This window comes from Pseudomonas sp. GGS8 (assembly GCF_024168645.1).
Taxonomy (GTDB): Bacteria; Pseudomonadota; Gammaproteobacteria; order Pseudomonadales; family Pseudomonadaceae; genus Aquipseudomonas.
Map to the genome: position 1 here is coordinate 1,919,830 of NZ_JALJWF010000001.1, position 24,932 is coordinate 1,944,761.

A 24,932-nucleotide genomic window follows, 5' to 3' on the forward strand; every position below is an offset into this window, starting at 1 on the left:
GGGGCAGCCTTGCTCCTTGAAGATTCAATGCTTAACAGACCATGTTCCGGGCAGAATGTCGCTATTTAATTGGCCCATGAACCGAAGCCCGAAGCCGACGTCTAACGGCCACTAATGATCAGGAGTTACTCGATGAATGTTCGTCTGCTGGGCTTGGCCGTAGCGTTTGGTTTGGCACTTCCTGTGGCCGCTCAGGCACAGATGCTGCAACCGGGTTTATGGGAATTGACCTCAAGTAACATGAAGGTCGATGACCAGAACATGCCCGATCTGCAATTGATCCTCGGCCAGATACAAAGCCAGATGACCCCTGCACAGCGCGCGCAGCTGGAAAAGCAGGGCATCACCATGGGCGGCAAAGGGATTCGGGCGTGCCTGACGCCTGAACAGGTGAAGAGCGACAATATACCGCTGACGGACCCGCAATCGGGCTGCAAGCAGGAAATCACCGAGCGTACTGGTAATCAGTGGAAATTCCGTTTCAGTTGTCCGAAAGCGCAAGGCAGCGGAGTGGCCACTTTTATGAGCGATCGTGAGTTCACCACCAAGGTCAACGGCACTTTCAATGCCACTGGCATTCAGCAGAAGGGTAGCCTCGATACTCGCGCTGTGTGGTTGGGCCAGGATTGCGGCACAGTGAAGCCAAGAGCCTAAAAGCTTCGCGGGCAAGCCTCGCTCCCACAAGGTCTACACGATCCCTGTGGGAGCGGGCTTGCCCGCGAAGGCGTCCGCTCAGGCACCTCCAGTCTTGGGCGGATTCAACAAATCACACACCGCCTCAATTCCTTTCTCCCCGAAATCCTCCCCGCTGCCACTGCGCACGCTGACAAACCCACCGTCCTTTTCCTTTTCTCCGACCACCAACAGATACGGCACGTTCTGGCGGTGCTGGCGAATCTTGCGGCTGATTTTCTCGTTGCGCAGGTCCGAATTGGCGCGCAGTCCGCGGCGGCGCAGCGCTTCGGTCACCGAGTGCGCATAATCACTCTGACGCTCATCGATATTCACGACCACGACCTGGGGCGGTGCTCGCCAGGTATCCAGTTCCTGTTGGCAGGACCAGCAGGTGCCGTAGATTCGTTGCTGCAACCTGCCGCTGATGTGCTCCAGGGCGAAGGCCTGTAATACCTTGGTGGTGGGAACATGTGGGCTTGCCGCGAAACCCTCGAAGTCCCCTAGGCGATACAGCGACAACCTTTCGCGAGTCGTCGCCTGATAGGTCAGTTCCTGCCGTCGGATCGAATGGTTGGTCGCCGCCAGTGCACGCATGCGTGCTTCAATCACTGGCAGCGCGGCCAGGGTTAAAGATCGCTGGAAAGCAAACTCATAAAAGAAACCGTCACCCAGCGCCGATCCGGCCCGCAACTGCGCATTTGGATGCAGCTGTTTGACGGCCATGGCCAGCATCAGCGCGCAGGAGCGGCGAAGGATCTCCAGACCGTCGGGTTCCTGGGGTGTGACGATACTGACCCGGGCATCGCACTCGATCAGGAATCCACAGTCCACCAGCACACCGTCCACCCGACCCGCGACCGCTGCGTTAGCCAGGCCGAGGCTGATGCTCGCGGCAACTTCATACACAGACAGCGGCTGGTCGTATTCACGCAAGGAGCCATCGGGCAGGGTGATGTGGATCATGTCGGTGTTCTCGAAGTCTTCCAGACGTGCGTTAGCGCATGAACCGCAGGGGTAAACCCTGGCAGCTGTCATGTAGACGATTGGCGTGCCAGGCAATTTGCCCCGATACGACGGTGGTGCTGACGCTGTGGCGAAAGCGATGCCGGGCGAAGGGCGTCCAGCCACATTGCGAAAGGATGGGTTGCCGGGAAACGGCCACGCCATCGGGCTCGGGTTTGATCAACACCAAGTCGGCCCAATACCCTTCGCGCAGGTAGCCGCGGTCGGGGATGGCAAACAGATCGGCGACCCGGTGACTGGTTTTGGCCACAAGTGTGGTGATCGGCACGATCCCATCGGCCACCAGTTCCAGCAGCGCGGGCAGGGCGTGTTGCACCAACGGCAAACCGGACGGCGCCTGACTGTAGGGGCGCTGTTTTTCCGCCCAGGTGTGAGGCGCGTGATCGCTACCGATCACGTCCAGTCGATTGCCCGACAGTGCTTTGCGCAAGGCATCGCGGTCGGCCTGGGTCTTGATCGCCGGGTTGCATTTGATCAGGTTGCCGAGGCTCGGGTAGTCGCGTTCGTCGAACAGCAAGTGGTGCAGACAAACCTCGGCGGTGATGTGTTTCTGGGCCAGTGGCTTGTCTTCGAACAGTGCCAACTCACGGGCTGTGGTCAAGTGTAGAACGTGCAGTCGGGTGCCATGTTGCCTGGCCAGATCAACGGCCATCGAGGAGGAGCGAAAGCATGCTTCGGCGTTGCGGATCAGCGGGTGAGCAGCGGGCGGAAGGCGATCGCCGAACAGTTCCCGCAGGTTCGCTGTGTTGATCTCAATGCTGGGGGTGTGTTCGCAGTGGGCCAGCAAAAGGGTCGGCACCTCGGCGAAGAGCCGTTCAAGAATCCGTGGATCGTCCACCAGCATGTTGCCCGTGGAGGCGCCCATGAACACTTTGACCCCGGCCACCTCGCAAGGATTGAGCGCGGCGACGGTATTGAGATTGTCGTTGCTCACGCCGAAATGAAAGCCGTAGTTGGCGACTGAATGAATGGCCGCTCGGCGCTTCTTGTCGGCCAACGCGGCGAGGGTCAGGGTGGCAGGAGAGGTGTTGGGCATGTCCATGAAGCTGGTGATGCCGCCAGCCACCGCCGCCCGCGATTCGGTATGGAAGCTGCCCTTGTCCGGGGCTCCGGGATCGCGGAAATGCACCTGGTCATCGATCATGCCCGGCAGTAGCCATTGACCGTTGGCATCGATTTCCACGGCGGCTTTTTCGCCTTCGATGCTGCTGGCGATTTTGACGATGCGACCATGGCTTACCAGCAAATCGCCGTCAAATTCACGACCTTCATTCACCAGCAGGGCGTTGCGAATCAACACGCTGCTCATGGTCAGAACTCGTTCTGCTGGGCTTTGTAGCCCCGCACCAAATCGACGTTGGTGCGTGCCACGTCTTCGGAAAACTCCGAGGCGCTGACGCTGACGGGTGGGAACTGCGACAGGTCGGTGTTGGGGCCGATGCGTGTGGTGGAGGGCACGTAGAAGGCTTCAGGCAAGTCTCGACCGTCGACCACCGAGTTGTGCCGCACCACGCAACCGTCGCCCACCGCGCAGTTGAACAGCACGCTGTTGAAACCGATGAACACGCGATTGCCGACGGTGCAGGGGCCATGAACGATGGAGCGGTGGGCGATGGAACTGAACTCGCCGATGGTCACCGCCGCGCCGGACTTGGAATGGATCACCACACCGTCCTGGATATTCGAGTTGGCGCCGATGGTGATCGCTTCCATCTCGCCCGAGTCGTCCACTTCATCGGCGCGAATCACCGCGTAGGGACCGACGAAGACATTCTCGCCGATCACTACTTTGCCGCAGATGATTGCGGTTTTATCCACGTACGCCGACTCTGCAATCGACGGCAGATCGCCTGAGGGATTCTTGCGGATCATGGCTTGCTCAACGCCTCGTACAAGGTGTTGAGGTTGTATTCGAACAGCCCGGTGAAGGTGCTGGCCGGACCGGTTGCCGCAAGCGCGTCGGAGTACAGCGTGCCGCCGATATGCGCGCCGCTTTCTTCAGCGATTTGCTTGAGCAAGCGTGCGTCCTTGATGTTTTCCATGAACACCGCTTTGACTTTGGCCTGACGGATCTGCGTGATCAGCGCAGCGACTTCGGTGGCCGATGGTTCGCGCTCGGTGGACAGACCTTGAGGCGCCAAGAAGTCGATGCCGTAAGCCTGACCGAGATAGCCGAAGGCGTCGTGGGAGGTCACGATTTTGCGATTACCTGGCGGCAGCGAACCGAGCTTGGCTTTGGCCTCGGCGAGCAGGGCGTAGATCTTTTTCAGATAGGCCTGGCTGTTGTGCTCGTAGGCGGTTTTGTTGGCAGGGTCGGCGGCGATCAGCGCTTTGGTGATGTTGCTGATGTACAACTCGGTGTTGGCCAGATTGTGCCAGGCGTGCGGGTCCGGGATGGTTTCGCCGTCTTCATCCAGCGAGCGCGGGATGACTCCGTGGCTGGCGCTGATGACCGGGGCTTTGGTCTCGGTGCTGGTCACCAGACGGTCCAGCCATGGCTCGAAACCCAGCCCGTTCTTGATGATCAGCCTGGCATTGAGCAGTGCCTTTGCATCGTCCGGCGTCGGCTCGTAGGTGTGGGCATCGGCGTCCGGGCCGACCATATTGGTGATCTGAATATGGTCGCCGCCGACCTGGTGGGTCATGTCGGCGAGGATGCTGAAGCTGGTGACCACCCGGAGTTTTTCCGCGGCAGACAGCGACATCGACAGCAACAGGCTGAACAGCACGAGTAAAGCGCGCATCGGATAACACCTCATTGGGATGTGAGCAAAGGCGGGCGGCGCAGCAAACCGTGCACCGGACCGAACACCACGGACAGCAGATACCAACCGCCAGCCACCAGCACGATCGCGGGGCCGCTGGGCAGCGAGTAGTAGAACGACAGCAATAGTCCGAGCCAGACCGAGAGGCAGCCGAGCAGCGCGGCGATGGCGATCAGCACCGGCAAACGGCGACTCCAGAAGCGGGAAGCCGCGGCCGGCAGCATCATCAAACCGACCACCATCAACGCGCCGATAGCTTGGAAACCGATCACCAGGTTCAGCACCACCAGCGTCAGAAATACCCCGTGAGCCAGTGGCCCGAGGCGGCTGACGGTTTGCAGAAAGAGCGGATCGAGGGTGTCCAGCAACAGGGGTTTGTAGATGAGGGTCATGGCGATCAGGCTGAAGCCAGAGACCCAGAGCATGCCGGTCAAGGTCGGGCCATCGACCGCCAGCGCCGAGCCGAACAACAGGTGCAGCAAGTCCAGCCGCTTGCCGGCGATGCCGAGGATCAACACGCCGCCGGCCAGCGATATCGGGTAGATCGCGGCCAGGCTCGCGTCTTCCCGCAAGCCGGTGCGGCGGGTAATCCAGGCAGCCAGTCCGGCCATGCTCAGGCCGGCACCGAGGCCGCCGACGGTCAGCGCAGGCAGGCTCAATCCGGCGAACCAGAAGCCCAGTGCGGCGCCGGGCAAGATGCCGTGAGCCACCGCGTCGCCGATCAGGCTCATGCGCCGCAGGATCAGAAACACCCCAAGCGGTGCCGTGCTGCACGCCAGAACAAGGCCACCAAGCAGTGCCCGGCGCATGAACACGAATTCGTGAAACGGTTGCCAAAGTTGAGCAGCAGCGATCATCAAGCCACCCGCGTCTGAGGTTGTTGGCGAATCAGCTCGGTACTGGAACCGAGGACGCAGCCGCTGCTTTTGATCAGTAGCGCTTGTGGAATGTGTTGGCGCACGGCGGCCAGGTCGTGACACACCACGACCTGAGTTCGGCCTTCGGTATGCCAGGCGTGGATGTGTTTCCAGAGCAGCGCCTGGCCGAGTTCGTCGAGTGCGGCGTGGGGTTCGTCGAGCAGCAGCAAGGGCGCTTCGGCGAGGCTCAGTCGGGCGAGCAGGGCACGCTGCAATTCGCCTCCGGAAAGGGCCATCAACGGGCGATGCTCCAGACCGGTCAGGCACCAGTCTTCCAGCACAGACTTGAGGCGTTGGCTGCGTATCTCTGGCGCTTGTTTGTTGCCCCAGAAACCAGCAGCCACTAACTCTTGCAGACTGATAGGGAATTGTCGGTCCAGGTGTTGTTGCTGAGGCAGGAACGAAAGGCCGCCTTTGCGTGGAACATCAATGATGACTTTGCCGGCCAATGGCTTCTGCAGACCGGCGATGACTTTCAGCAGACTGCTTTTACCCGAACCGTTGGCCCCGATGACAGCGGTCAGGCTGCCTATGGGTAATTCGAAATCAATCGGTGGAGTGAGCGGCTGACCGGGTGCGCCCCAGCGCAAGGCTTGGCATCGGATCATGCGGCCTCCCAGTTCCAGCGGCTTTCGGCGACGGCATCGTGGGCGTGAAGGCTCTCGGCGTGGACAACTCGCACGTGAAAGGCGTTGATGCCGGGGGAGCGTTTCAGTGCCAGGTTCAGGCGTCGCGCGGCGTCTTCGCAGAACATCAGGTTCTGACCGTTGGCGAGGGCGAAAGCTTGTTCGTCGGCGCGTTTCACGGCGGTTTGCACAGCAGTACCGAGGGCTGCTTCCGCGTCGTTGATCGCGGCGATCAGCGGCAAGTCATCCAGATAGTCATCCAGACGCAGCCGCAATTGCGCGTTGCTGCGTTGGCTATGCGGCGTCGCGATGATGCCTTTCGTGGAACCGAGCCAAGCCAGAACGTCGGCGTGTTGCAATGGTTGATTGGCGAAGTCGTCAACGAATTGTTGCTGAATCAACTGTCTCGCAAGGGCTGCTGAGCACGGGCAGGTTGAGGAATAAGGCACGTCGATTTTTAGTTCCACGTGGAACATCGCGTTTTTCAAACTGGCTTCGACGCTTACCGGATAAGTTTTCCAGCCGGCCAAGGGACTGACGAGCGCGGGTCTTTTGAGCAGTAGATCGGTATGAATTTTTAGGTAAGCGTTGTGGGATAGTCCTTCATGAGTCTCGAGAAAACTCCGCAAGACCCCCCGCAACAACGCGGGTGAAAGGTTCTCCTGCTCAAGCATTTCCAGCGCCAGATACAGCCGCGACATATGAATGCCACGAGCCTCTCCATCGTCGAGGCTAACGCCCGCATCGGCCTTTGCGCTCAGTCGCTGGCCATCGAATAAAACAGGAAGAGCAATGCCGCACATGCCCACCCAATCGAGTGGCAGGGCTTGGCGTGAGGCCTGCGCGGCGATATCCGGCAGAGTCAGCGCATTCATGAGCAGGTCCATCGTGGGAGTTGATTTGGCATGTTATATTATAACAATCAAATCGACGATGCCTTTTTCGTGAACGAGCTTTCATCATGCACAGACGTCACTTGCTCAACCTGATTCTGGCCAGCGCGGCCTTCGCGTTACCTTTTGGTGTGTCGGCCACGCAAATTCGCAATGCACGACTGTGGCGCTCGGACGATAAGCTGCGACTGGTGTTCGATCTGAGCGGGCCGGTGCAATACAAAACCTTTTCCCTGAGTGCTCCGGAGCGGCTGATCATCGACCTGAGTGGCGCCAATCTCAGTGGCGATTTCAGTCAGTTGGCGCTCGACAATTCGGTGATTCGCGCGATCCGTTCCGGGCATTTCGGTCAGGGCGACACGCGGATCGTCCTTGACCTCAGCGGCCCGGTGCAGCTCAACAGTTTCCTGTTGCCGCCACAGGACGGACAGGGGCACCGATTGGTGCTCGATCTGAAGACCACTGCACCGCTACAGATCGCGGCGACGCCGTCGGAAAAACGTGAACCCGTCACCGACAAGACTCACCCCAAGCGCGACATCATCGTGGTGGTCGACCCTGGTCACGGTGGTAAAGATCCGGGCGCAGTCGGCGCTAAAGGCGAGCGGGAAAAAGACGTGGTGCTATCGATCGCCCAATTGTTGGCCAAGCGGCTGAAGCGCGAAAAAGGCTTCGACGTGAAACTGGTGCGCAACGACGACTTCTTCGTCCCGCTGCGCAAGCGCGTAGAGATCGCCCGCAAGCACAAGGCCGACATGTTCATCTCGGTCCATGCGGACGCAGCGCCGCGTCTCACCGCTTCAGGTGCTTCGGTGTACTGCCTGTCCGAAGGCGGCGCGACTTCGGCCACGGCGCGCTTCATGGCGCAACGGGAGAACGGTGCGGACCTGTTGGGGGCCACCAGCCTGCTCAATCTCAAGGACAAGGACCCGATGCTCGCCGGGGTGATTCTCGACATGTCGATGAACGCCACCATCGCCGCCAGTTTGCAGCTGGGCAGCACGGTGCTCGGCAGTCTGGCGGGCATCACCACGCTGCATCAGAAGCGTGTCGAGCAGGCGGGATTTGCGGTGTTGAAGTCGCCGGATGTGCCGTCGATTCTGGTGGAAACCGGCTTCATCTCGAATGCCCGCGACAGCCAGCGACTGGTGACTGCCCGCCATCAGCAAGCCGTGGCGGATGGTTTGTTCGAAGGTTTGCAGCGCTATTTTCAGAAGAACCCACCGATGAACAGCTACATCGCCTGGCAGCAGGAACAGAAAAAGGCGCAGGCCTAGCAGCCGGTCATCCGGCTACACGTGAACTTGCCGCTGCTGCCCCCAGAGCTGGAAAACCGATTGATGGTTGTCCAGCCAACCCGGCGGTTGTAGCCGACCCAGGCTTCGCCATCGGACGCGATGCCGGTAAAGAACGTCAGTTGCCCATACCGGCTATTGGTCTGCACCCAATAGCGATTACCGGCCACTTCAAAGCCTCGCAAGTAGATCGTGCTACCGACGGTGTTAACGCTGTAGGCATTGCCGTCGGCATCCACGCAAGCCAGCAGATTGGCGCTACGGGTGCATTTGGCCAGGCTGGGGATCTGTCCCCAGGCATCGACCGCAATCAGCAGCGAAAGGCTCAACAGCGAGAATCTCAGAGCGTTTCCCATGGTATTTCTCAAGGGGCGGACGGGTTAAAGCATCGTGTTCTTTGTCGCGGTGAGCAAGAGGGGAGTGGCTTGATTGTCTTGTTATACTATAACATAAATTAAGCCCGACATTGCGACCGGGCATCCCTGTGAGGAATACCTGATGCCCAATCGTCTCCCCGTGACCGTCCTGTCGGGCTTTCTCGGCGCCGGAAAAAGTACACTACTTAATTACGTACTACGTAATCGCGATAATCTGCGGGTCGCGGTGATCGTCAACGACATGAGCGAGATCAATATCGATGGCAGCGAAGTTCAACGCGATGTCAGCCTGAACCGTGCCGAAGAAAAACTCGTGGAAATGAGCAACGGCTGCATTTGCTGCACCTTGCGGGAAGATTTGCTCGAAGAAGTCAGCAAACTCGCCAAGGATGGTCGTTTTGATTACCTGCTGATCGAGTCCACCGGCATTTCCGAGCCGCTGCCCGTGGCGGAAACCTTCACGTTTCGCGATGAAGAAGGGCAGAGTCTGGCCGATATTGCACGGCTCGACACCATGGTCACTGTCGTCGACGGCATGAACTTCCTGCTCGACTACCAGGCCGCTGAAAGCCTCGCTTCCCGTGGTGAAACCCTGGGCGAGGAGGACGAACGCTCGATCACTGACCTGTTGATCGAGCAGATCGAATTCGCCGACGTGATCCTGATCAGCAAGATCGATTTGATCAGCCGCCGCGAGCGCCAGGAGTTGATCGCGATCCTCGAACGGCTCAATGCCCAGGCCGAAATCATTCCGATGGTCATGGGTGAAGTACCGCTCAAGAAAATCCTCGACACCGGGCGCTTCGACTTCGAAAAAGCCGCTCAGGCGCCAGGATGGTTAAAGGAGCTGCGCGGTGAGCACGTGCCGGAAACCGAGGAGTACGGCATTGCCTCCACGGCCTATCGGGCGCGGCGACCGTTTCATCCGCAGCGCTTTTTCAGTTTCATCGACCGCCCGTGGGTGAACGGCAGACTGCTGCGTTCCAAGGGCTTTTTCTGGCTGGCCAGTAAACACATGGACGCCGGCAGCTGGTCCCAGGCCGGCGGTTTGATGCGTCACGGGTTTGCCGGGCGCTGGTGGAGTTTCGTGCCGAAAAACCAGTGGCCGCAAGACGAAGAAAGCACCGCCGGGATCATGGAAAACTGGACGGCCACCACCGGCGATTGCCGCCAGGAACTGGTGTTTATCGGCCAGAACATCGACTTCGCGCAACTCACCGCCGAACTCGATAACTGCCTGCTGACAGATGACGAAATGGCTTTGGGCGTCGAGGGCTGGCGGTTGTTGCCCGACCCGTTCGGTCCCTGGCACGAAGAGGTGGCGGCTTGATGTTGGCGCCCAGCCTGACCCTTGACTGGCTGAGCTAGTGGCTCAAGGTTTGAGCCAGATTCCCTGGCTCTGGGCTTCGCAAAACGGCTTCAAATACGCCGCATCGGTGGCCACGCCGTAATAGTGAATATCCTGGCGGTAAGGCATATTGGCGACTTGAGCATTGCTGCACACCCCGAACGCGCCGGTGGGGCATTGGTCGACGTATTGCACCTCGACCTTCTGCCCGGGCAGATTCGGCTGGCAGAAACCGTCGGCGAACAGTTTTTCCGGGATGTTGCGGTTCTGCTGGCAGACTTTCACGTCGAGCCGCGCAGCCGTACTGTGCACCACGCAGGCCTGGGCCAGCGCTTCACCCGACGTGAGTGCCAGAAGCAACGACCATCCCATCAACCGCATTCTTTACCTCCTCAGAAAACCTCGACCATGTTGCAGAACATTCCCACCCACGTCATTGCAGGCCCGCTGGGTGCCGGCAAGACCAGCCTGATCAAGCACCTGCTGGCGCAACGGCCGGCCGGTGAGCGCTGGGCGGTGCTGATCAACGAGTTCGGCCAGATCGGTCTGGATGCCGCGCTGTTGACCCAGGACGCCGATGGTATCGCACTGGGGGAAGTGGCCGGGGGCTGTTTGTGTTGCGTCAATGGTGCGCCGTTTCAGATTGGCCTCGGGCGGTTGCTGCGCAAGGCACGACCGCATCGACTGTTCATCGAGCCCTCCGGGCTGGGGCATCCGGCGCAGTTGCTTAGGCAATTGAGCGAGGCGCCGTGGCAAGGCGTCCTGGCGGTGCAGCCCTGTGTGCTGGTGTTGGACGCTCAGGCGCTCGCGGCCGGAAAACCGCTACCTGCGGCGCAACAGCAAGCCTTGGACAGTGCCGGGTTGCTGTTGCTGAACAAGGCGGAAAGCCTCGACGACAGTGATCGCCAGCGAGTTGTCGCACAGTTGCCGTCGCGTCCTTTGTACTGGACGCAGCAGGCTGTCTTGCCGCTGAGCGAGTTACCGGGCCTCAAGGCTCAGGCTGTCGCGGGTGTGGATAACCTCAACGTGCCCAAGGGATTGGCGCAGATACCGGCCATCTGGACTGACCCCGCGCAGCCGATTTGCTTGAGTCAGGCGCAAGAGGGTGGCTGGAGCATCGGCTGGCGCTGGCATCCGAGTCAGACGTTCGATGCCGTGCTTGTTGGAAAGTGGCTTGAGAGCCTTGAGTGGTTGCGGGCGAAGCTGGTTATCCACAGTGTCGAGGGTTGGGTGTCGGCCAACGCGCTGGATAACTCGTTACTGGATTGGCAGCCCAGCGAATGGCGACGGGATTCGCGCATCGAGCTGATTTTCAGTGAGCCGCAGGCTGTCCGAGAGTTGCAGGAAGGTTTGGCGGGGTGCCGCGAGCAGGCCAATTAGAGAGTTTTTGTGCAGTTTTTGAAGGCCTCATCGCGGGCAAACTGAACTGGCCTAATGATTTTGGACACTTCAATCGGGCGCTATGATGGCGCCCAAATCTGAGGTGTTTGGATATGCGTAAATCTTATTCCAGTGAATTCAAGCTCAAGGCCGCCAGCATGGTGCTGGACGAGGGCCAGTCAGTTCCCGAAGTCTGTGCCAGTCTGGATATTGGCCCTACCGCCTTGCGCCGTTGGGTCGACCAGGTTCGCAAAGAGCGCTTGGGTTCGACCCCGGAGGGGGCTAAGGCAATTACCGCCGATCAGCGAGAGATTCAGCAGCTCAAAGCGTTGCTCAGGCAAAAAGACCTGGACATTGAAATCCTAAAAAAGGCCAGTGCTCTCCTGCTTTTGGACTCCAAAGATCATTCTCGTTGATCAATGAGCTGGACGAGCAGTACGGCGTTAACAATTGCTGTCGGGCGTTTGGAGTCAACCGCAGCAGCTTTTACGCCTGGCGTCAGCGCCAAGGCAAGGTGAAGCCTGAGCGGGAGAAACTCAAAGCCGTGCTGGTCGAGCATCACAAGGAGTCCAGAGCGTCCGCAGGCTCTCGCACCCTTTCCAAGGAGCTGCAAGCCAAGGGGCATCGTGTCGGGCGACATATGGCTCGCAGTTTGATGCGTGAAGCCGGGGTTGCCAGTCATCAGCGGCGGCGGCACAAGTACAAATCTTCCGGCGTGGAAGCGCTGGTGGCGCCGCATGTACTCAAGCGCAAGTTTGATGTCACGGCGATCAACCAGGTGTGGTGTGGCGATGTGACGTACATCAAGGTTGGCAAGCGCTGGATGTATTTCGCGGTGGTGCTGGATCTGTTTGCTCGCCGGATCGTGGGGTGGTCGTTTTCAATGATTTCCGATGCCACGTTGACCTGCGAAGCGTTGCGGATGGCGGTCCAATTGCGAGGCCGTCCAAAAGAGGTGCTGTTTCACTCTGATCAAGGCTGCCAATACACCAGCCACAAATTCAGGAATGAGATGCGCAAGCATGGACTCCTGCACAGCATGAGTCGTAAAGGTGAGTGCTGGGACAATGCCCCGATGGAGCGTTTCTTTGGGAGCCTGAAGTCAGAGTGGGTGCCAGAAGATGGCTACAGCTCGGAGCATGAAGCCCGCGTGGATGTGCAGCGTTATGTGATGCGATACAACAACGTCAGGCTCCATAGCTACAACGATTACCGGTCGCCGGTAGCTATGGAGAAACTGGCGGCGTGAAAACCTTAACTGGTGTCCAGAATTACTTGACCAGTTCAAACCCGCTCCCACAGGTACAGTGTGAGCCTTGTGGGGGCGGGCTTGCCCGCGATTGCTTTAACTGATGTACGCCAAACTCAAGGTCGCCACTTGGTGTGCTCTTGCCGCCACTGGCTCAACTCAATCACCTCGGCGCTGGGTTTTGCGACGTCGACCACCGGCGGAGTGTCGTCGAACGGCATCGGGTAGGGCGCGAGCTCGATCTGTGCGCTATGGGCACCGAACTGAGTGATGGTGCCGGTGTGGCGGGTTTCGCCGGTCACGGTGAACTCGAAGTTATACACACGGGCCAGGCGCCGACGGCCGTTAGCGTCTTTAATGAAAGCGATCTTTTTCAAGGCCACGTTGCCGTCCAGCAACTCGATCCGCAGCTTGGCACAATGCTGCTGAACCCGCTCCAGCGCGCGTTCACGCATGCCGTGGTTGTGCCACAGCCACGCACCACCGGTGGCGAGCAGCATAAACACGAAGATATTTCCGAGGGTCAGCATCAGCAGGGTGCTCCAACAAGATAGTGTCAGCTTAACTGCGTCGCCGGTCTGTCGTACAGGCTGCGTTTAGTCGCATACTGCGCGGCTCGAATTTCAATCGGTTTACGGAAAACTCACCGCATGAAACGTACGCCCCATCTGCTCGCCATCCAGTCCCACGTGGTGTTCGGCCATGCTGGCAACAGCGCCGCGGTATTCCCGATGCAGCGGGCCGGGGTAAACGTCTGGCCACTCAATACCGTGCAGTTCTCCAACCACACACAGTATGGTCAGTGGGCCGGGGAAGTGCTGGCCCCGCATCAGATTCCGGAATTGGTGGAAGGCATCGCGGCGATTGGCGAACTGGGCAACTGCGATGCCGTGTTGTCCGGCTACCTCGGCAGCGCGGCCCAGGGTCGGGCGATTCTGGCGGGGGTGGAGCGAATCAAATCGATCAACCCGAAAGCCTTATACCTCTGCGATCCGGTGATGGGCCATCCGGAGAAGGGCTGCAGCGTTCCAGCCGAAGTCAGCGATTTCCTGCTCGAAGAGGCTGCGGCGATGGCCGATTTCATGTGCCCGAATCAGTTGGAGCTGAACAGCTTCTCGGGGCGCAAGGCGCAGTCACTGTTCGATTGCCTGGCCATGGCGAGGGCGCTGCTGGCGCGCGGTCCGAAGGCGGTACTGGTCAAGCATCTCGACTATCCCGGCAAACTGGCGGATGGCTTCGAGATGTTGCTGGTGACCGCTGAAGGCAGCTGGCACTTGCGTCGGCCGTTGCTGGCGTTTCCGCGTCAGCCGGTGGGCGTTGGGGATCTGACTTCCGGGTTGTTCCTGGCGCGCGTGCTGCTGGGTGACAGTCTGGTGAGCGCCTTCGAATTCACCGCGGCGGCAGTGCACGAAGTGCTGCTGGAAACTCAGGCTTGCGCCAGCTATGAGCTGGAACTGGTGCGGGCGCAGGACCGGATCGCCCATCCCCGGGTGCGGTTCGAGGCGACCGCGATCAGTCTTTAAAAGCTTCGCGGGCAAGCCTCGCTCCTGCACAGGGATGGCGTATTACCCGTAGGAGCGAGGCTTGCCCGCGAAAGCGATCTAAAGACCGAACACGTCAGGCGTCGCCCTTGATTTCCTGATAGCGCTTTTCCAGTTCCTGACGAATCTGCCGACGCTGCTGGGCCTGCATGTACCGACGCTTGTCTTCGCTGTGCTGCGGTTGCAGCGGCGGGACGGCGGCCGGTTTGCGCTGGTCATCCACCGCGACCATGGTGAAGAAGCAGCTGTTGGTGTGGCGCACCGAGCGTTCGCGAATGTTCTCGGTCACGACCTTGATGCCCACCTCCATCGAGGTATTGCCGGTGTAGTTGACCGAGGCCAGAAAGGTCACCAGCTCACCGACGTGAATCGGCTCGCGGAAGATCACCTGATCTACCGACAAGGTCACTACGTAACGGCCGGCATACCGGCTGGCGCAAGCGTAGGCCACTTCATCGAGGTATTTGAGCAGGGTGCCACCGTGGACATTGCCAGAGAAGTTGGCCATGTCGGGGGTCATCAATACCGTCATCGACAGCTGGGCGTTTCCGGGTTCCATAACGTACTCACGGGTTCAAGGCAGGGTTTCGGGGTACACCTCTGTGGGTGCTTGTCGGTGTTTTTCAAACCAACAGTTATCGGGACGCCGGGCGGAGAGGCGCCGTCACGCCCGAAGCGATCTGTTTCCATATATTGCACCGTCTTTGCGCCGGAAGTCGCGGTGTTACCCTTCAAAAGCCACCCCCCAAGGAGCCACACGCCATGCATGCCATCAGTTTCATTCAGGATCTGGCAGTGATCATGTTGATCGCGGGTGTGGTGACCGTGCTCTTTCACCGTCTCAAACAACCGGTGGTGCTTGGCTACATCGTCGCCGGTTTCATCATCGGCCCGCACACGCCGCCGTTCGGCCTGATCCACGACGAAGAAACCATCAAGACCCTCGCCGAGCTCGGGGTGATTTTCCTGATGTTCTGCCTGGGGCTGGAGTTCAGCCTGCGCAAGCTGTTCAACGTCGGCGCCACGGCATTTATCGCGGCCTTCCTGGAAATCGTCCTGATGATCTGGATCGGCTACGAAATCGGCCGCTGGTTCGACTGGAATACCATGGACTCGCTATTCCTCGGCGCGATCCTGGCCATTTCCTCGACCACCATCATCGTCAAAGCGCTCAACGACCTGAAAATGAAGAACGAGCGTTTTGCGCAGTTGATCTTCGGCGTTCTGATCGTCGAAGACATCCTCGGTATCGGCATCATCGCCTTGCTGTCGAGCATCGCGGTCAGCGGCACCGTCAGTTCCGGCGAAGTGTTTTCCACGGTCGGCAAGCTTTCCCTGTTCATGATTGTCGCACTGGTCATCGGCATTCTGCTGGTGCCGCGACTACTGGCCTATGTGGCGAAATTCGAAAGCAACGAGATGCTGCTGATCACCGTGCTGGGCCTGTGTTTCGGCTTCTGCCTGCTGGTGGTCAAGCTTGAATACAGCATGGTCCTCGGTGCATTCCTGATCGGCGCGATCATGGCCGAATCGCGCCAGCTGCTGAAAATCGAGCAGTTGATCGAGCCGGTTCGCGACCTGTTCAGTGCCATCTTCTTCGTCGCCATCGGCCTGATGCTCGACCCGATGATCCTGCTGCAATACGCCTGGCCGATTGCGGTGATCACTGTGGCGGTGGTGCTGGGCAAGATGCTGTCCTGCGGCCTCGGCGCGTTTATCGCCGGCAATGACGGACGCACTTCACTGCGCGTGGGAATGGGGCTTTCACAGATTGGCGAATTCTCTTTCATCATCGCCGCGCTGGGCATGACGCTGCAGGTCACCAGCAGCTTTCTCTATCCGGTGGCTGTGGCCGTCTCGGTGATCACCACGCTGCTGACCCCGTATCTGATCCGCGCGGCCGATCCGCTGTCGATCAAGCTTGCTGCCGTGATGCCGCAGCGTCTGGGCCGTGTGCTGGGGATGTATGGCGAATGGCTGCGCAGTATTCAGCCTCAGGGCGAGGGCGCACTGCTGGCGTCGATGATTCGGCGGATTCTGTTGCAGGTGGGGGTCAATCTGGCGCTGGTGATTGCGATCTTTCTATCGGGCGCCTTCTTCGCCGAGCGCATGTCCGTTTACCTGCAAGACTGGATCAGCAACCCGAGCTGGCAGAAAGCGTTGATTTGGGGTGGGGCATTGCTGTTGTCGCTGCCGTTCCTGATCGCCGCCTATCGCAAGCTCAAGGCGCTGTCGATGCTGCTGGCAGAAATTGGGGTGAAGGCGGAGATGGCCGGCCGCCACACACAGCGAGTGCGTCGGGTGATCGCCGAAGTGATCCCGATCCTCTCGCTGTTGGTGATTTTCCTGCTGCTGGCAGCCTTGTCGGCCAGTATTCTGCCGACCAACAAGTTGCTGGTGCTGATTGTCGTGGTCGCGGCGGCAGTGGCGGCGCTGCTCTGGCGCTGGTTCATCCGCGTGCATACGCGGATGCAGGTGGCCTTGCTGGAAACCCTGGATAACCACAAGGACTCCTCAAGCCACTGACGTTGCGCGTCTACAAAAGGTGGATCAGCTTTCCAGCCAGACGTCCCGTGCCCAGTGCCAAACCGATTCCCAGGTTTCTTCGGCGAGTAACTCTTCTTCGGCCAGCCACAACACCACGGTGCCGTCTTCTTCGACGCAGTAGTAGTTGTCGCCGTCCTGGCAGATCGGGATCAGGCTGCGATCAACACCAGCGTCCCAGGCGTTGGCGGCAACGTCCGGCAGGTAGGTGTGGGATTGCGGGTCGGTGACGGTCACCGGCTCCAGGCTGCCGTAGACCACGTCGCTGACGGTCAGCAGGAATTCTCTGAATACGAAGGGAATGTCGATGAACAGTTGTTCTTCGATTTCTACCAGCAGATCTTCGTCGGGCAACTCCAAGGGGACCGGTACCGGTTCGTTGGCTTCACGCAGTTGTTCGATGATTTCTTCCACGTCCGGGATCCTCTTGCTTGATGGCGCGGTTTAGTTGGGGCGGTTTATACAGTAGCTCGCTATAGATGCAACCGTGAAATAGAAAACCCCGGCAGAGCCGGGGTTTTCATTACAGCATGCGAAACGCAGAGTTATCAGCCGTTCTGGCGGATACCCGCTACCAGCCAAGGCTGGTTTTCGCCCTGTGGACGCTCCATGTTCCAGCTTTCGCTGAACACTTCGCCCTGGTCGAAACGCGAGGTCTTCGACACGCCGCTGAAGGTCAGGGTGGCGATGGTCTTGTCCGCACGGTCATCAACGCCGTCCAGTTGTACCTGGAGGTTGTCGATGTAGGTCGACTGGAACCCGTCGCCCAGGTCGGCACGTTCGCGCTTGAGGAACTCCAGCAGTTGCGGGGTCACGAACTCGGCGATCTTGTTCATTTCGTTGGCGTCCCAGTGCTGTTGCAGGGACTGGAAATGGTTGCGTGCGGCTTCAACGAAGCGTTCTTCGTTGAACCAGGCCGGAGCATTGATCACCGGGCGCGCGGCAACAGGTGCAGCCGAACCGCCGAAGATCGAACCCATGGCTGGCTTCTGTTCGAATACTTCACGCTGCATCGGCGCGCCGGCCGGAGCCATGTGCTCCTGTTGCTTGCGACGACGAGCGGCAATGAAGCGGAAGATCAGGAAAGCGATGACCGCCATGATCAGGATGTCGAAGATCTGCATGCCCTGGAAGCCGCCGCCCATGAACATGGAGGCCAGCAGGCCACCGGCCGCGATACCGGCCAGAGGGCCGAGCCAGCGCGAAGCACCGCCGGCCTTGGCGGCAGCGCCAGCGGCACCGGCCGCGCCGGCAGTGGCGGCTGCACCGCCCACGCCAGGAGAAGAAGGAGCCATTTGGCTGGTCTGGTGAGTCGGCGCAGCGCCGACACTCTTGCCGCCACCAAAGCGCTTGGCGTTGGCGTCCAGGCTCATCGTCAGGCCGATGCACAACGCCATGGCGATGCTAAGAAAACGTTTCATAAAGGGAATTCCCATTTGTGGATGGCACGCGCGCCATGTTGCACAGCTGAAGTGTCACTGGCTAGCGGCAGAGTGTTTCGGGCTTTTGCCTGACAGGTTCTGTTCAGCTTCAGTCAACGCAATAAGGTCTGGTAACGTTAGTCTGTAGTACGAGTGGACAGCTTCTGTAGGAAGGATGCTTAGCGCCGCAGCGCCAGCATGACCACACCGGCCGTAATCAGGCCAATTCCACCCCATTGGCGCAGGTCGAGTTTTTCGCCCAGCAGGATTACGCCGAGCACCGCCACCAGCACCACGCTGAGCTTGTCCACTGGAGCGACCAACGAGGCCGGCCCCAGTTTCAGCGCGCGGAAGTAGCAGATCCACGAGGCACCAGTGGCCAGTCCCGACAACAGCAGGAACAGGTAGCTCCTGGCCGAGATCGATCCTAAAGACTGATATTGGCCCGTGGCGTACAAAATCAAGGCCAGGCTGACCAAAACCACCATCGTGCGCAGCAGCGTGGCGAAGTCCGAGTTAACGTTTTCGATGCCGATTTTGGCGAAAATCGCGGTCATGGCGGCAAACGCCGCCGACATCAGGGCCCAGAATGTCCAGGAAGAAAAGAAACCCGAGCCCATGTTTTCGCGCCTTTTATGAGATCAACCTGAAACACAGGACCTTGGGGGAGCGAGCAGGCTCGCTCCCCATTAAGTCACTGGCAGGCTTTAGATTGCTTCCAGCTTCGCATAACCGAGCATCAGCCACTTGCTGCCTTCGCTGAAGTTCACCTGCACCCGCGCCTGAGCGCCGGCCCCTTCGAAATTCAGGATCACGCCGTCGCCGAACACCGAGTGCCGCACAGTCTGGCCGAGGCTGAACCCGGTATCCGGGATCTCGCTGCCGCCGAACAAACTGCTGGAACTCTGCTGCTGGCCACCACCGAACGGACGGCTGACGCTGTTGGACAGTCGTACTTCCTGGATCAGGCCTTTCGGCACTTCACGTACGAAACGCGACACCTTGTTGTAGGTCTCGCTGCCGTACAGGCGCCGGGTTTCCGCGTACGTCAGCACCAGGTTCTGCATCGCCCGGGTGATACCGACGTAGGCCAGACGACGCTCTTCTTCAAGACGTCCGGGTTCTTCCAGGCTCATCTTGTGCGGAAACAGGCCTTCTTCCATGCCCACCAGGAACACGTAAGGGAATTCCAGGCCCTTGGCGCTGTGCAGAGTCATTAGCTGAATGCTGTCTTCGTGCTCGTCGGCCTGGGTGTCCCCGGCCTCCAGCGAGGCGTGGCCGAGGAACGCCGCCAGTGGCGATTGCTCTTCGTCCTCTTCCGGGTTTTCGAAGTTGCGCGCGGCGCTGACCAGTTCCTCAAGGTTTTCTACCCGGGCCTGGCCTTTCTCGCCTTTTTCCGCTTGGTGGTAGGCGATCAGCCCCGACTGCTCGATGACGGTCTGGGTCATCAGGTGCAGCGGCATTTCCAAGCACTTGGCGGCGAGGTTCTCGATCAGCTCCATAAACGCCCCAAGGGCGCCGGCGGCGCGACCGGTCAGGCCCTTGTTGGCCACCAGCTGACGCATGGCTTCCCACATCGACACATCGCTGTGGCGTGCATGATCACGAATCGCTTCGACGGTCTTTTCGCCGATGCCACGGGCCGGAACGTTGATCACCCGCTCCAGGGCCGCATCGTTGCCACGGCCTTCCAGCAAACGCAGGTACGCCATGGCGTTCTTGATTTCTGCCCGTTCGAAGAAGCGCTGACCGCCATAAATGCGGTATGGGATGCGTTCGCGCAGCAAGGCTTCTTCCAAAACGCGCGATTGGGCGTTGGAGCGGTACAGAATCGCGATATCACTGCGAGCCAAGCCGGTTTTCAGCGCGCTTTCAATGGTTTCAACCACGTAGCGTGCTTCGTCGTGTTCGTTGAACGCGGCGTACAGATTGATCGCTTCGCCTTCGCCGCCATCGGTCCACAGCTCTTTGCCCATGCGCCCGGTGTTGTTGGCGATCAGGGCGTTGGCGGCCTTGAGGATCCCGGCGGTGGAGCGGTAGTTCTGCTCCAGGCGAATGATCTCGGCATCCGGGAAGTCGTCGGAATACTGATAGATATTCTCGATTTTCGCGCCGCGCCAGCCGTAGATCGACTGATCGTCGTCACCGACCACCATCAGGCTGTCGCCACCCTTGGCCAGCAGACGCAACCAGGCGTACTGCACGGCGTTGGTGTCCTGGAACTCGTCCACCAGAATGTGCCGGAAGCGTTTCTGATAATGGGCGAGCAGCCCCGGGTGGTCGCGCCACAGATCCAGGGCGCGCAGCAGCAGTTCGGAGAAGTCGATGACGCCGGCCCGCAGGCACGCAGCCTCGTAGGCTTCATAAATGCTGCGCATGGTCGCCAGGAACAGATCGCCGCTGGCTTGAATATGTTGCGGGCGCAGACCTTCGTCTTTCTGCCCATTGATGAACCACTGAGCCTGCCGGGCCGGCCAGCGTTGCTCGTCCAGGCCCAGTTCGCGGATCACCCGCTTGACTAGCCGTTGCTGGTCATCACTGTCGAGAATCTGGAAGGTCTGGCTCAGGCCCGCTTCCTGCCAGTGCGCCCGCAATAAGCGGTGCGCCAGGCCGTGGAAGGTGCCGACCCACATGCCGGCCGGGTTGATACCCATCAGCTGCTCGATGCGATGACGCATCTCGGCAGCGGCCTTGTTGGTGAAGGTCACCGACAGAATGGAGTGGGGCGAGGCGTTTTCGACCTGGATCAACCAGGCGATACGGTGCACCAGCACTCGGGTTTTACCGGAGCCAGCACCGGCCAGGACCAACTGACGACCCACGGAGGCAGCTACGGCCTGGCGTTGGGCATCGTTGAGGGAGTTCAGCAGAAGGGAGAGATCATCGCGCATCGGGGCATTCTAGGGTGCGCCGTCACACCGGGCAAACCGAGCTTTGCATTAGCCGATGAAAGAAGCATCGATGACGACCGGTCGGTCACTGGCTGCAAGCAGGGGTGGGGCTCGCCTGGCTGCTTTTGCGCCGGATACCGTCGGCTTAAACTTTTGTCTATTTTATGACCTGAGGCAGTTTGGTCCGGGCATCTGCTTGTGTATGCTCGGTCCACAATTCGGGCTCACCTGCTCATTATAAGAACAAGAACATCGCCTATGACCCTCAGCTCCGACCTGTCGGGCCCCTCCGTGGAGCCTCGGGCTATCCGCAAACAGTACGCCATGGAGATGGCGGTCGAACGCACGCGTCTGCTGTATCAGGGCTCGCTGTTGCCGACGCTGTTCATGCTGATCAACGGTCTGGTCTGCGCCGGGTTGCTCTGGAGCCCGCAACGCTACTTCGTGGTCAGCGTCTGGCTGATCTGGTTGTTGTCGCTGGTGGCGTTGCGAGTGATTCAGGTTGCGGCGTTCGATTCGGCGATTCCCAACCGTCAGGCCCATCCGATCTGGCGTCGCATGTTCCTGCTCGGTTCGGCGATGACTGGCCTGACCCTGGCCGGTGCCGGTATTGCGCTGGTGCCCGCTGACAATTTCATCCAGCAAGCCTGGGTATTCGGTCTGATCGGCGCCGCAGCCCTTTCGGCCAGCGTCGCTTATGCGGTCAGCCTGCCAGCATTTCTATCCTTTACCTTGCCCTGTCTGTTGCCCGCCATCGGCTATCTGTTCTGGGGCGGCGATGAACAAGCGCAGGGCTGGGGCTGGTTCGGGCTGATTCTGCTGGGCTCGTTGAGCGTGGTCGCCTGGCAGGTCAATCGGCTGATCGATCAGGGTTTGTTGCGGCGTTTTCAAAATCAAGCGCTGATCGAGCACTTGCAGCAGGCACAAAGTCGCAGCGAGCAACTCAATCACGAACTGGCCAAGGAAATTGAACAACGTCGTCGCGCCGAAGACGAATTGCGCGAAACCCAGGTCGATCTCGAACATCGGGTCGCCCTGCGCAGTCTGGAGCTGGACGCGGCCAATCAGGCCTTGAGCAAGAGCGAAGCGCGGCTGGCGCTGGCGTTAAAGGCGAGCGAGCTCGGTTTGTGGGACTGGAACCTGCAGACCGACGAAGTCCATCACACACAGCTTCAGGAGTTGTTCGGGCTGGAGCCGGAATACGTGACGGCGATGCTCCGCCACCTTAAACCGAGGCTGCACCCCGACGACTTGCCAGCGCTGAAGCGGGCGCTGGTCGAGCATTTGAAGGGCCGCACCGAGGACTATCAAATCGAATACCGCGTTCGGCATGGCGATGGCCACTGGGTGTGGATCGAGGACCGTGGTCGAGCGGTCGAGCGCAGCGAAAACGGCCGGGTAATCCGCATGGTTGGTACGCGTCGCGATATCAGTGCCAGCAAGGGCCTGGAAGAACAGCGCCAACTGGCAGCGACGGTGTTCGAGGCGGCGAGCGAGGGTATTGTGATTTTCGACCCGGATTACGCACTTATCGCGGTCAATCAGGCTTTCAGTCGGGTGACAGGCTATGAAATCGACGACATGCTTGGGCGCAACGTGGTCGATTTGCCCTGCAGCCGCGACGCCCGTCGGCATTACGCGGCAATTCGCCAGGCGCTGGAGCAGCACGGTAGTTGGCAGGGCGAGTTGGTCGAGACCCGCAAGAATGGCGAGTTGTATCCGCAATGGCTGCAGCTGAATGCCGTGCGCGATATGCGGGGAAATGTAAGCCATATTGTTGGCTTCTTCGCCGACTTGTCTGCTCGGCGTGAATCCGAAGAACGTATGCGCTACCTCACCCATTACGACGAGCTAACGGGGCTGGCCAACCGTTCGTTGTTCCGTGAACGACTGAGCGAGGCTCATCAGCGGATGCGTCAGGGCGGTCGGCGCAGCCTGGCGTTGCTGCACATCAATCTGGATCGCTTCAAGCTGCTCAACGACAGCCTCGGACACGACATCGCCGATCAGCTGTTACAGAAAATGGCCCAGCGGTTGGTCAATGCGCTGCCGGAAGCGGACACCATTGCCCGGTTGTCCGGCGATGAATTTGCGGTGTTGTTCGATGCTTACGGCAACCTGTCGAGTCTGGCGCGGGTGGCGACCCGATTGTCGGCCAAGTTGCGTTTGCCGATCACCGTCGAGGGTCATGAGCTGGTGATGAGCGCATCGATGGGCATCAGCCTGTTGCCGGACACCGCTCGGGAGATTTCCGCGCTGGTCAGCCAATCGAACATGGCCATGCAGCATGCCAAACACTTGGGCGGCAACAACTTCCAGTTCTACACCGACAGTTTGCAAGCCAGCACGCTCGAGCGTTTGCAGCTTGAGAACCAGTTGCGCAAAGCCATCGAAGAAAAGCAGTTGAAGGTGTTTTATCAACCGAAACTCTGTCTCGCCACCGGCCGGCTGAATGCCGCCGAGGCGTTGGTGCGCTGGGATCACCCGACCCTGGGCCGAGTGCCGCCGGGGGACTTCATTGGTTTGGCCGAGGAAACCGGGCTGATCGGCGCTATCGGTGAGTTCGTATTGCGTCAGGCCTGCTGGCAAGCCTGTGAGTGGCAGCGTCAGGGACTTGAGCCGATTCGGGTGTCGGTCAATCTGTCGGTGCATCAACTGCGCCAGGGAAAACTGGTCAGCCTGGTGCGTCAGGTGCTGGAGGAAACCGGTCTGGCGCCGCACTACCTGGAACTGGAACTTACCGAGAGCCAGTTGCTGGACAGCGTCGAGCACATCATCGCGACCTTCCAACAATTGCGCGATCTGGGGGTGAAGCTGGCGATCGACGATTTTGGTACCGGTTATTCGTCTCTGAGCTACCTCAAGCGTATCCCGGTGGATTACGTGAAGATCGATCAGGCATTTATCCGTGGGCTGGGGGAGAGCAGCGAAGATGCGGCGATCACCCGGGCAATCATTGCCATGGCTCACGGGCTGTCGTTGAAAGTGGTGGCTGAAGGCGTCGAACGGCCGGAGCAGCTGGAGTTTCTGAAGGTCGAGCGTTGCGATGAGGTGCAGGGTTATCTGATCAGTCGTCCGGTCGATGCAGATGGATTGGGCAGTCTGCTGCGAGAGCAATTCTCTGAGTGAAGTCCCCCGCTGAGCCACCACGCATTGTGGCGACCCGGCGAGAAGAGTGCCGCGTGTTAGTGGTAATCAAAGTATCGCCAACGATGTCACTGAACATCTTTGTCTGGAAGATAGGTGAAAAAACCTTCTGTCCAATGATCTTTACCTAGCTGATAACGTTCAATAAAGAAGCCATCTTTGGCCTCAGAAAATCCAGCTTTAAGGTTTGCTCTTTCTACAGCGTCTTCAGCAGATTCCTGAGAGTCATAAACGCCTATAAATTTTATATCGTCGTGCCCGTCTGGCAACTCATGCGTGTGTGTGACTATGTAAACGACATTCATACTACTACCTCTGTCATTTTGATTTCTCGACTAAGCGATTACTCACTTTAAAGCGGTGCCATCATGGTTTATTGCATCTTCATCTCTTCGATTTTGGTAATAGGCCTTCTTTTCATCGAATTCATAGAAAATAGTTCCATGAATTCCTTGAGCTTGCGACTTTCGCACGGGGCGACTCCATATTTTGCTAAATATTTGATTGAGCTCGACTTCATTCTCTCTTAAATGAATTTCGTCAATAAAAGCAATGTCAGTATCGCTAGGAAATAATGTCCTGAACTCTTTTCGGTAGTAGAAAATATGTCGTAGACGCAATTTGTCGCGCTATCTATCACTTGAATGTTTTTCATTGCCATTACCTTTCACTGTCTACGAGGTCGAACATTTCTATTTTCACCTGTCTGCGTGCCATTGTTGGGACTTAATGGCATACGCCAATCGGATTGAAAAGCAGAAGCGGAAAATACCAAGATCCGGTCGATCCCCGAGGTGTTAGAGGGAAATTTCACCTTGCCTGAATTAACATTGATTAAAA

General features: G+C 59.1%; 26 protein-coding genes. 9 read left to right on the plus strand and 17 right to left on the minus strand.

Going from position 1 to position 24,932, the window contains the following annotated elements; translation table 11 throughout:
* The first annotated feature begins 132 nt into the window (after nucleotides 1–132).
* Nucleotides 133–654: a DUF3617 domain-containing protein gene (locus J3D54_RS08390; protein WP_253417486.1), complete on the plus strand. Its 522-nt coding sequence runs from the start codon at nucleotides 133–135 to the stop codon at nucleotides 652–654.
* Nucleotides 655–732: 78 nt separating this feature from the next.
* On the opposite strand, the gene J3D54_RS08395 is transcribed toward J3D54_RS08390, so the two are convergent.
* From J3D54_RS08395 to folE2, 7 genes are read right to left on the minus strand one after another with little or no spacing between them, the layout of a single operon-like run.
* Nucleotides 733–1,638 (minus strand): His/Gly/Thr/Pro-type tRNA ligase C-terminal domain-containing protein, encoded by a 906-nt coding sequence (locus tag J3D54_RS08395; RefSeq protein ID WP_253417487.1) that lies wholly within the window; start codon nucleotides 1,636–1,638, stop codon nucleotides 733–735.
* A gap of 31 nt (nucleotides 1,639–1,669) precedes the next feature.
* Entirely contained in the window at nucleotides 1,670–3,007 is a 1,338-nt protein-coding gene (locus tag J3D54_RS08400; protein WP_253417488.1) for a dihydroorotase, read from the minus strand.
* A gap of 2 nt (nucleotides 3,008–3,009) precedes the next feature.
* Entirely contained in the window at nucleotides 3,010–3,570 is a 561-nt protein-coding gene (locus J3D54_RS08405) for a DapH/DapD/GlmU-related protein (protein WP_253417489.1), read from the minus strand.
* Nucleotides 3,567–4,442 (minus strand): metal ABC transporter substrate-binding protein, encoded by an 876-nt coding sequence (locus tag J3D54_RS08410; RefSeq protein ID WP_253417490.1) that lies wholly within the window; start codon nucleotides 4,440–4,442, stop codon nucleotides 3,567–3,569. The genes J3D54_RS08405 and J3D54_RS08410 overlap by 4 nt, the downstream gene beginning before the upstream one ends.
* An 11-nt stretch (nucleotides 4,443–4,453) precedes the next feature.
* Nucleotides 4,454–5,320 carry a metal ABC transporter permease gene (locus tag J3D54_RS08415; RefSeq protein WP_253417491.1) on the minus strand — a complete coding sequence of 289 codons (867 nt, stop codon included), beginning with the start codon at nucleotides 5,318–5,320 and terminating at the stop codon, nucleotides 4,454–4,456.
* On the minus strand, nucleotides 5,320–5,988 hold the full coding sequence (locus J3D54_RS08420) for a metal ABC transporter ATP-binding protein (protein ID WP_253417492.1): 669 nt from the start codon (nucleotides 5,986–5,988) through the stop codon (nucleotides 5,320–5,322). The genes J3D54_RS08415 and J3D54_RS08420 overlap by 1 nt, the downstream gene beginning before the upstream one ends.
* Nucleotides 5,985–6,881 carry a GTP cyclohydrolase FolE2 gene (folE2, locus tag J3D54_RS08425; protein ID WP_253417493.1) on the minus strand — a complete coding sequence of 299 codons (897 nt, stop codon included), beginning with the start codon at nucleotides 6,879–6,881 and terminating at the stop codon, nucleotides 5,985–5,987. Before folE2 ends, J3D54_RS08420 begins: the two co-directional genes overlap by 4 nt.
* A gap of 86 nt (nucleotides 6,882–6,967) precedes the next feature.
* Between folE2 and J3D54_RS08430 the strand changes: the two genes are divergently transcribed.
* Entirely contained in the window at nucleotides 6,968–8,176 is a 1,209-nt protein-coding gene (locus J3D54_RS08430) for an N-acetylmuramoyl-L-alanine amidase (RefSeq protein WP_253417494.1), read from the plus strand.
* On the opposite strand, the gene J3D54_RS08435 is transcribed toward J3D54_RS08430, so the two are convergent.
* Nucleotides 8,173–8,550 (minus strand): glutamine synthetase, encoded by a 378-nt coding sequence (locus tag J3D54_RS08435; RefSeq protein WP_253417495.1) that lies wholly within the window; start codon nucleotides 8,548–8,550, stop codon nucleotides 8,173–8,175. The two genes, J3D54_RS08430 and J3D54_RS08435, sit on opposite strands and share 4 nt — an antisense overlap.
* Nucleotides 8,551–8,692: 142 nt before the next feature.
* On the opposite strand from J3D54_RS08435, the gene zigA reads away from it, so the two are divergent.
* A complete protein-coding gene (gene zigA, locus J3D54_RS08440; protein WP_253417496.1) occupies nucleotides 8,693–9,901 on the plus strand; it encodes a zinc metallochaperone GTPase ZigA in 1,209 nt (402 codons plus the stop codon).
* A gap of 42 nt (nucleotides 9,902–9,943) precedes the next feature.
* Here the strand turns inward: zigA and J3D54_RS08445 are convergent, their stop codons facing one another.
* Nucleotides 9,944–10,300 carry an NADH:ubiquinone oxidoreductase gene (locus J3D54_RS08445; RefSeq protein WP_253417497.1) on the minus strand — a complete coding sequence of 119 codons (357 nt, stop codon included), beginning with the start codon at nucleotides 10,298–10,300 and terminating at the stop codon, nucleotides 9,944–9,946.
* A 27-nt stretch (nucleotides 10,301–10,327) separates the two neighbouring features.
* Between J3D54_RS08445 and J3D54_RS08450 the strand changes: the two genes are divergently transcribed.
* From J3D54_RS08450 to J3D54_RS08460, 3 genes are all read left to right on the plus strand, one after another.
* Nucleotides 10,328–11,299, plus strand: coding sequence for a GTP-binding protein (locus J3D54_RS08450; RefSeq protein WP_253417498.1), 972 nt, complete (start codon nucleotides 10,328–10,330; stop codon nucleotides 11,297–11,299).
* A 113-nt stretch (nucleotides 11,300–11,412) separates the two neighbouring features.
* Nucleotides 11,413–11,715 carry an IS3 family transposase gene (locus J3D54_RS08455; RefSeq protein WP_047230570.1) on the plus strand — a complete coding sequence of 101 codons (303 nt, stop codon included), beginning with the start codon at nucleotides 11,413–11,415 and terminating at the stop codon, nucleotides 11,713–11,715.
* Nucleotides 11,712–12,548, plus strand: a complete 837-nt coding sequence (locus J3D54_RS08460; protein WP_253416512.1) for an IS3 family transposase — start codon at nucleotides 11,712–11,714, stop codon at nucleotides 12,546–12,548. The genes J3D54_RS08455 and J3D54_RS08460 overlap by 4 nt, the downstream gene beginning before the upstream one ends.
* A gap of 116 nt (nucleotides 12,549–12,664) precedes the next feature.
* Here the strand turns inward: J3D54_RS08460 and J3D54_RS08465 are convergent, their stop codons facing one another.
* Nucleotides 12,665–13,078 carry a DUF3301 domain-containing protein gene (locus J3D54_RS08465; RefSeq protein WP_253417499.1) on the minus strand — a complete coding sequence of 138 codons (414 nt, stop codon included), beginning with the start codon at nucleotides 13,076–13,078 and terminating at the stop codon, nucleotides 12,665–12,667.
* A gap of 120 nt (nucleotides 13,079–13,198) precedes the next feature.
* Here J3D54_RS08465 and pdxY point away from each other — a divergent pair, with 120 nt between their 5' ends.
* Nucleotides 13,199–14,071: a pyridoxal kinase PdxY gene (pdxY, locus tag J3D54_RS08470; protein WP_253417500.1), complete on the plus strand. Its 873-nt coding sequence runs from the start codon at nucleotides 13,199–13,201 to the stop codon at nucleotides 14,069–14,071.
* Nucleotides 14,072–14,165: 94 nt separating this feature from the next.
* On the opposite strand, the gene J3D54_RS08475 is transcribed toward pdxY, so the two are convergent.
* The gene (locus J3D54_RS08475; RefSeq protein ID WP_253417501.1) at nucleotides 14,166–14,648 is read right to left on the minus strand and encodes an acyl-CoA thioesterase; all 483 of its coding nucleotides are present in this window, start codon (nucleotides 14,646–14,648) and stop codon (nucleotides 14,166–14,168) included.
* 203 nt (nucleotides 14,649–14,851) lie between these two features.
* Between J3D54_RS08475 and J3D54_RS08480 the strand changes: the two genes are divergently transcribed.
* Entirely contained in the window at nucleotides 14,852–16,615 is a 1,764-nt protein-coding gene (locus tag J3D54_RS08480) for a cation:proton antiporter (RefSeq protein ID WP_253417502.1), read from the plus strand.
* A 24-nt stretch (nucleotides 16,616–16,639) separates the two neighbouring features.
* Here J3D54_RS08480 and J3D54_RS08485 read toward each other — a convergent pair whose 3' ends face one another.
* The 4 genes from J3D54_RS08485 to uvrD form a co-directional block, all read right to left on the minus strand.
* Nucleotides 16,640–17,047 carry an SMI1/KNR4 family protein gene (locus tag J3D54_RS08485; RefSeq protein ID WP_007934432.1) on the minus strand — a complete coding sequence of 136 codons (408 nt, stop codon included), beginning with the start codon at nucleotides 17,045–17,047 and terminating at the stop codon, nucleotides 16,640–16,642.
* Between the two features lie 134 nt (nucleotides 17,048–17,181).
* Nucleotides 17,182–18,054, minus strand: a complete 873-nt coding sequence (locus tag J3D54_RS08490; protein ID WP_253417503.1) for a Tim44 domain-containing protein — start codon at nucleotides 18,052–18,054, stop codon at nucleotides 17,182–17,184.
* A 179-nt stretch (nucleotides 18,055–18,233) separates the two neighbouring features.
* Nucleotides 18,234–18,674, minus strand: a complete 441-nt coding sequence (locus J3D54_RS08495; protein WP_140675718.1) for an EamA family transporter — start codon at nucleotides 18,672–18,674, stop codon at nucleotides 18,234–18,236.
* An 87-nt stretch (nucleotides 18,675–18,761) separates the two neighbouring features.
* Nucleotides 18,762–20,945, minus strand: a complete 2,184-nt coding sequence (gene uvrD, locus J3D54_RS08500; RefSeq protein WP_253417504.1) for a DNA helicase II — start codon at nucleotides 20,943–20,945, stop codon at nucleotides 18,762–18,764.
* A gap of 258 nt (nucleotides 20,946–21,203) precedes the next feature.
* On the opposite strand from uvrD, the gene J3D54_RS08505 reads away from it, so the two are divergent.
* Nucleotides 21,204–24,074 carry an EAL domain-containing protein gene (locus J3D54_RS08505; RefSeq protein ID WP_253417505.1) on the plus strand — a complete coding sequence of 957 codons (2,871 nt, stop codon included), beginning with the start codon at nucleotides 21,204–21,206 and terminating at the stop codon, nucleotides 24,072–24,074.
* Nucleotides 24,075–24,160: 86 nt separating this feature from the next.
* Here the strand turns inward: J3D54_RS08505 and J3D54_RS08510 are convergent, their stop codons facing one another.
* On the minus strand, nucleotides 24,161–24,397 hold the full coding sequence (locus J3D54_RS08510; protein WP_253417506.1) for a hypothetical protein: 237 nt from the start codon (nucleotides 24,395–24,397) through the stop codon (nucleotides 24,161–24,163).
* A 42-nt stretch (nucleotides 24,398–24,439) separates the two neighbouring features.
* Entirely contained in the window at nucleotides 24,440–24,565 is a 126-nt protein-coding gene (locus tag J3D54_RS30325; protein WP_301293332.1) for a hypothetical protein, read from the minus strand.
* Between the last annotated feature and the right edge of the window lie 367 nt (nucleotides 24,566–24,932).

Excerpts from the sequence above, each read along its gene's own strand:
- J3D54_RS08390 (WP_253417486.1), top strand. The coding sequence starts at position 133 with ATGAATGTTCGTCTGCTGGGCTTGGCCGTAGCGTTTGGTTTGGCACTT.
- J3D54_RS08395 (WP_253417487.1), bottom strand. The coding sequence starts at position 1,638 with ATGATCCACATCACCCTGCCCGATGGCTCCTTGCGTGAATACGACCAG.
- J3D54_RS08400 (WP_253417488.1), bottom strand. The coding sequence starts at position 3,007 with ATGAGCAGCGTGTTGATTCGCAACGCCCTGCTGGTGAATGAAGGTCGT.
- J3D54_RS08405 (WP_253417489.1), bottom strand. The coding sequence starts at position 3,570 with ATGATCCGCAAGAATCCCTCAGGCGATCTGCCGTCGATTGCAGAGTCG.
- J3D54_RS08410 (WP_253417490.1), bottom strand. The coding sequence starts at position 4,442 with ATGCGCGCTTTACTCGTGCTGTTCAGCCTGTTGCTGTCGATGTCGCTG.
- J3D54_RS08415 (WP_253417491.1), bottom strand. The coding sequence starts at position 5,320 with ATGATCGCTGCTGCTCAACTTTGGCAACCGTTTCACGAATTCGTGTTC.
- J3D54_RS08420 (WP_253417492.1), bottom strand. The coding sequence starts at position 5,988 with ATGATCCGATGCCAAGCCTTGCGCTGGGGCGCACCCGGTCAGCCGCTC.
- folE2 (WP_253417493.1), bottom strand. The coding sequence starts at position 6,881 with ATGAATGCGCTGACTCTGCCGGATATCGCCGCGCAGGCCTCACGCCAA.
- J3D54_RS08430 (WP_253417494.1), top strand. The coding sequence starts at position 6,968 with ATGCACAGACGTCACTTGCTCAACCTGATTCTGGCCAGCGCGGCCTTC.
- J3D54_RS08435 (WP_253417495.1), bottom strand. The coding sequence starts at position 8,550 with ATGGGAAACGCTCTGAGATTCTCGCTGTTGAGCCTTTCGCTGCTGATT.
- zigA (WP_253417496.1), top strand. The coding sequence starts at position 8,693 with ATGCCCAATCGTCTCCCCGTGACCGTCCTGTCGGGCTTTCTCGGCGCC.
- J3D54_RS08445 (WP_253417497.1), bottom strand. The coding sequence starts at position 10,300 with ATGCGGTTGATGGGATGGTCGTTGCTTCTGGCACTCACGTCGGGTGAA.
- J3D54_RS08450 (WP_253417498.1), top strand. The coding sequence starts at position 10,328 with ATGTTGCAGAACATTCCCACCCACGTCATTGCAGGCCCGCTGGGTGCC.
- J3D54_RS08455 (WP_047230570.1), top strand. The coding sequence starts at position 11,413 with ATGCGTAAATCTTATTCCAGTGAATTCAAGCTCAAGGCCGCCAGCATG.
- J3D54_RS08465 (WP_253417499.1), bottom strand. The coding sequence starts at position 13,078 with ATGCTGACCCTCGGAAATATCTTCGTGTTTATGCTGCTCGCCACCGGT.
- pdxY (WP_253417500.1), top strand. The coding sequence starts at position 13,199 with ATGAAACGTACGCCCCATCTGCTCGCCATCCAGTCCCACGTGGTGTTC.
- J3D54_RS08475 (WP_253417501.1), bottom strand. The coding sequence starts at position 14,648 with ATGGAACCCGGAAACGCCCAGCTGTCGATGACGGTATTGATGACCCCC.
- J3D54_RS08480 (WP_253417502.1), top strand. The coding sequence starts at position 14,852 with ATGCATGCCATCAGTTTCATTCAGGATCTGGCAGTGATCATGTTGATC.
- J3D54_RS08490 (WP_253417503.1), bottom strand. The coding sequence starts at position 18,054 with ATGAAACGTTTTCTTAGCATCGCCATGGCGTTGTGCATCGGCCTGACG.
- J3D54_RS08495 (WP_140675718.1), bottom strand. The coding sequence starts at position 18,674 with ATGGGCTCGGGTTTCTTTTCTTCCTGGACATTCTGGGCCCTGATGTCG.
- uvrD (WP_253417504.1), bottom strand. The coding sequence starts at position 20,945 with ATGCGCGATGATCTCTCCCTTCTGCTGAACTCCCTCAACGATGCCCAA.
- J3D54_RS08505 (WP_253417505.1), top strand. The coding sequence starts at position 21,204 with ATGACCCTCAGCTCCGACCTGTCGGGCCCCTCCGTGGAGCCTCGGGCT.
- J3D54_RS08510 (WP_253417506.1), bottom strand. The coding sequence starts at position 24,397 with ATGAATGTCGTTTACATAGTCACACACACGCATGAGTTGCCAGACGGG.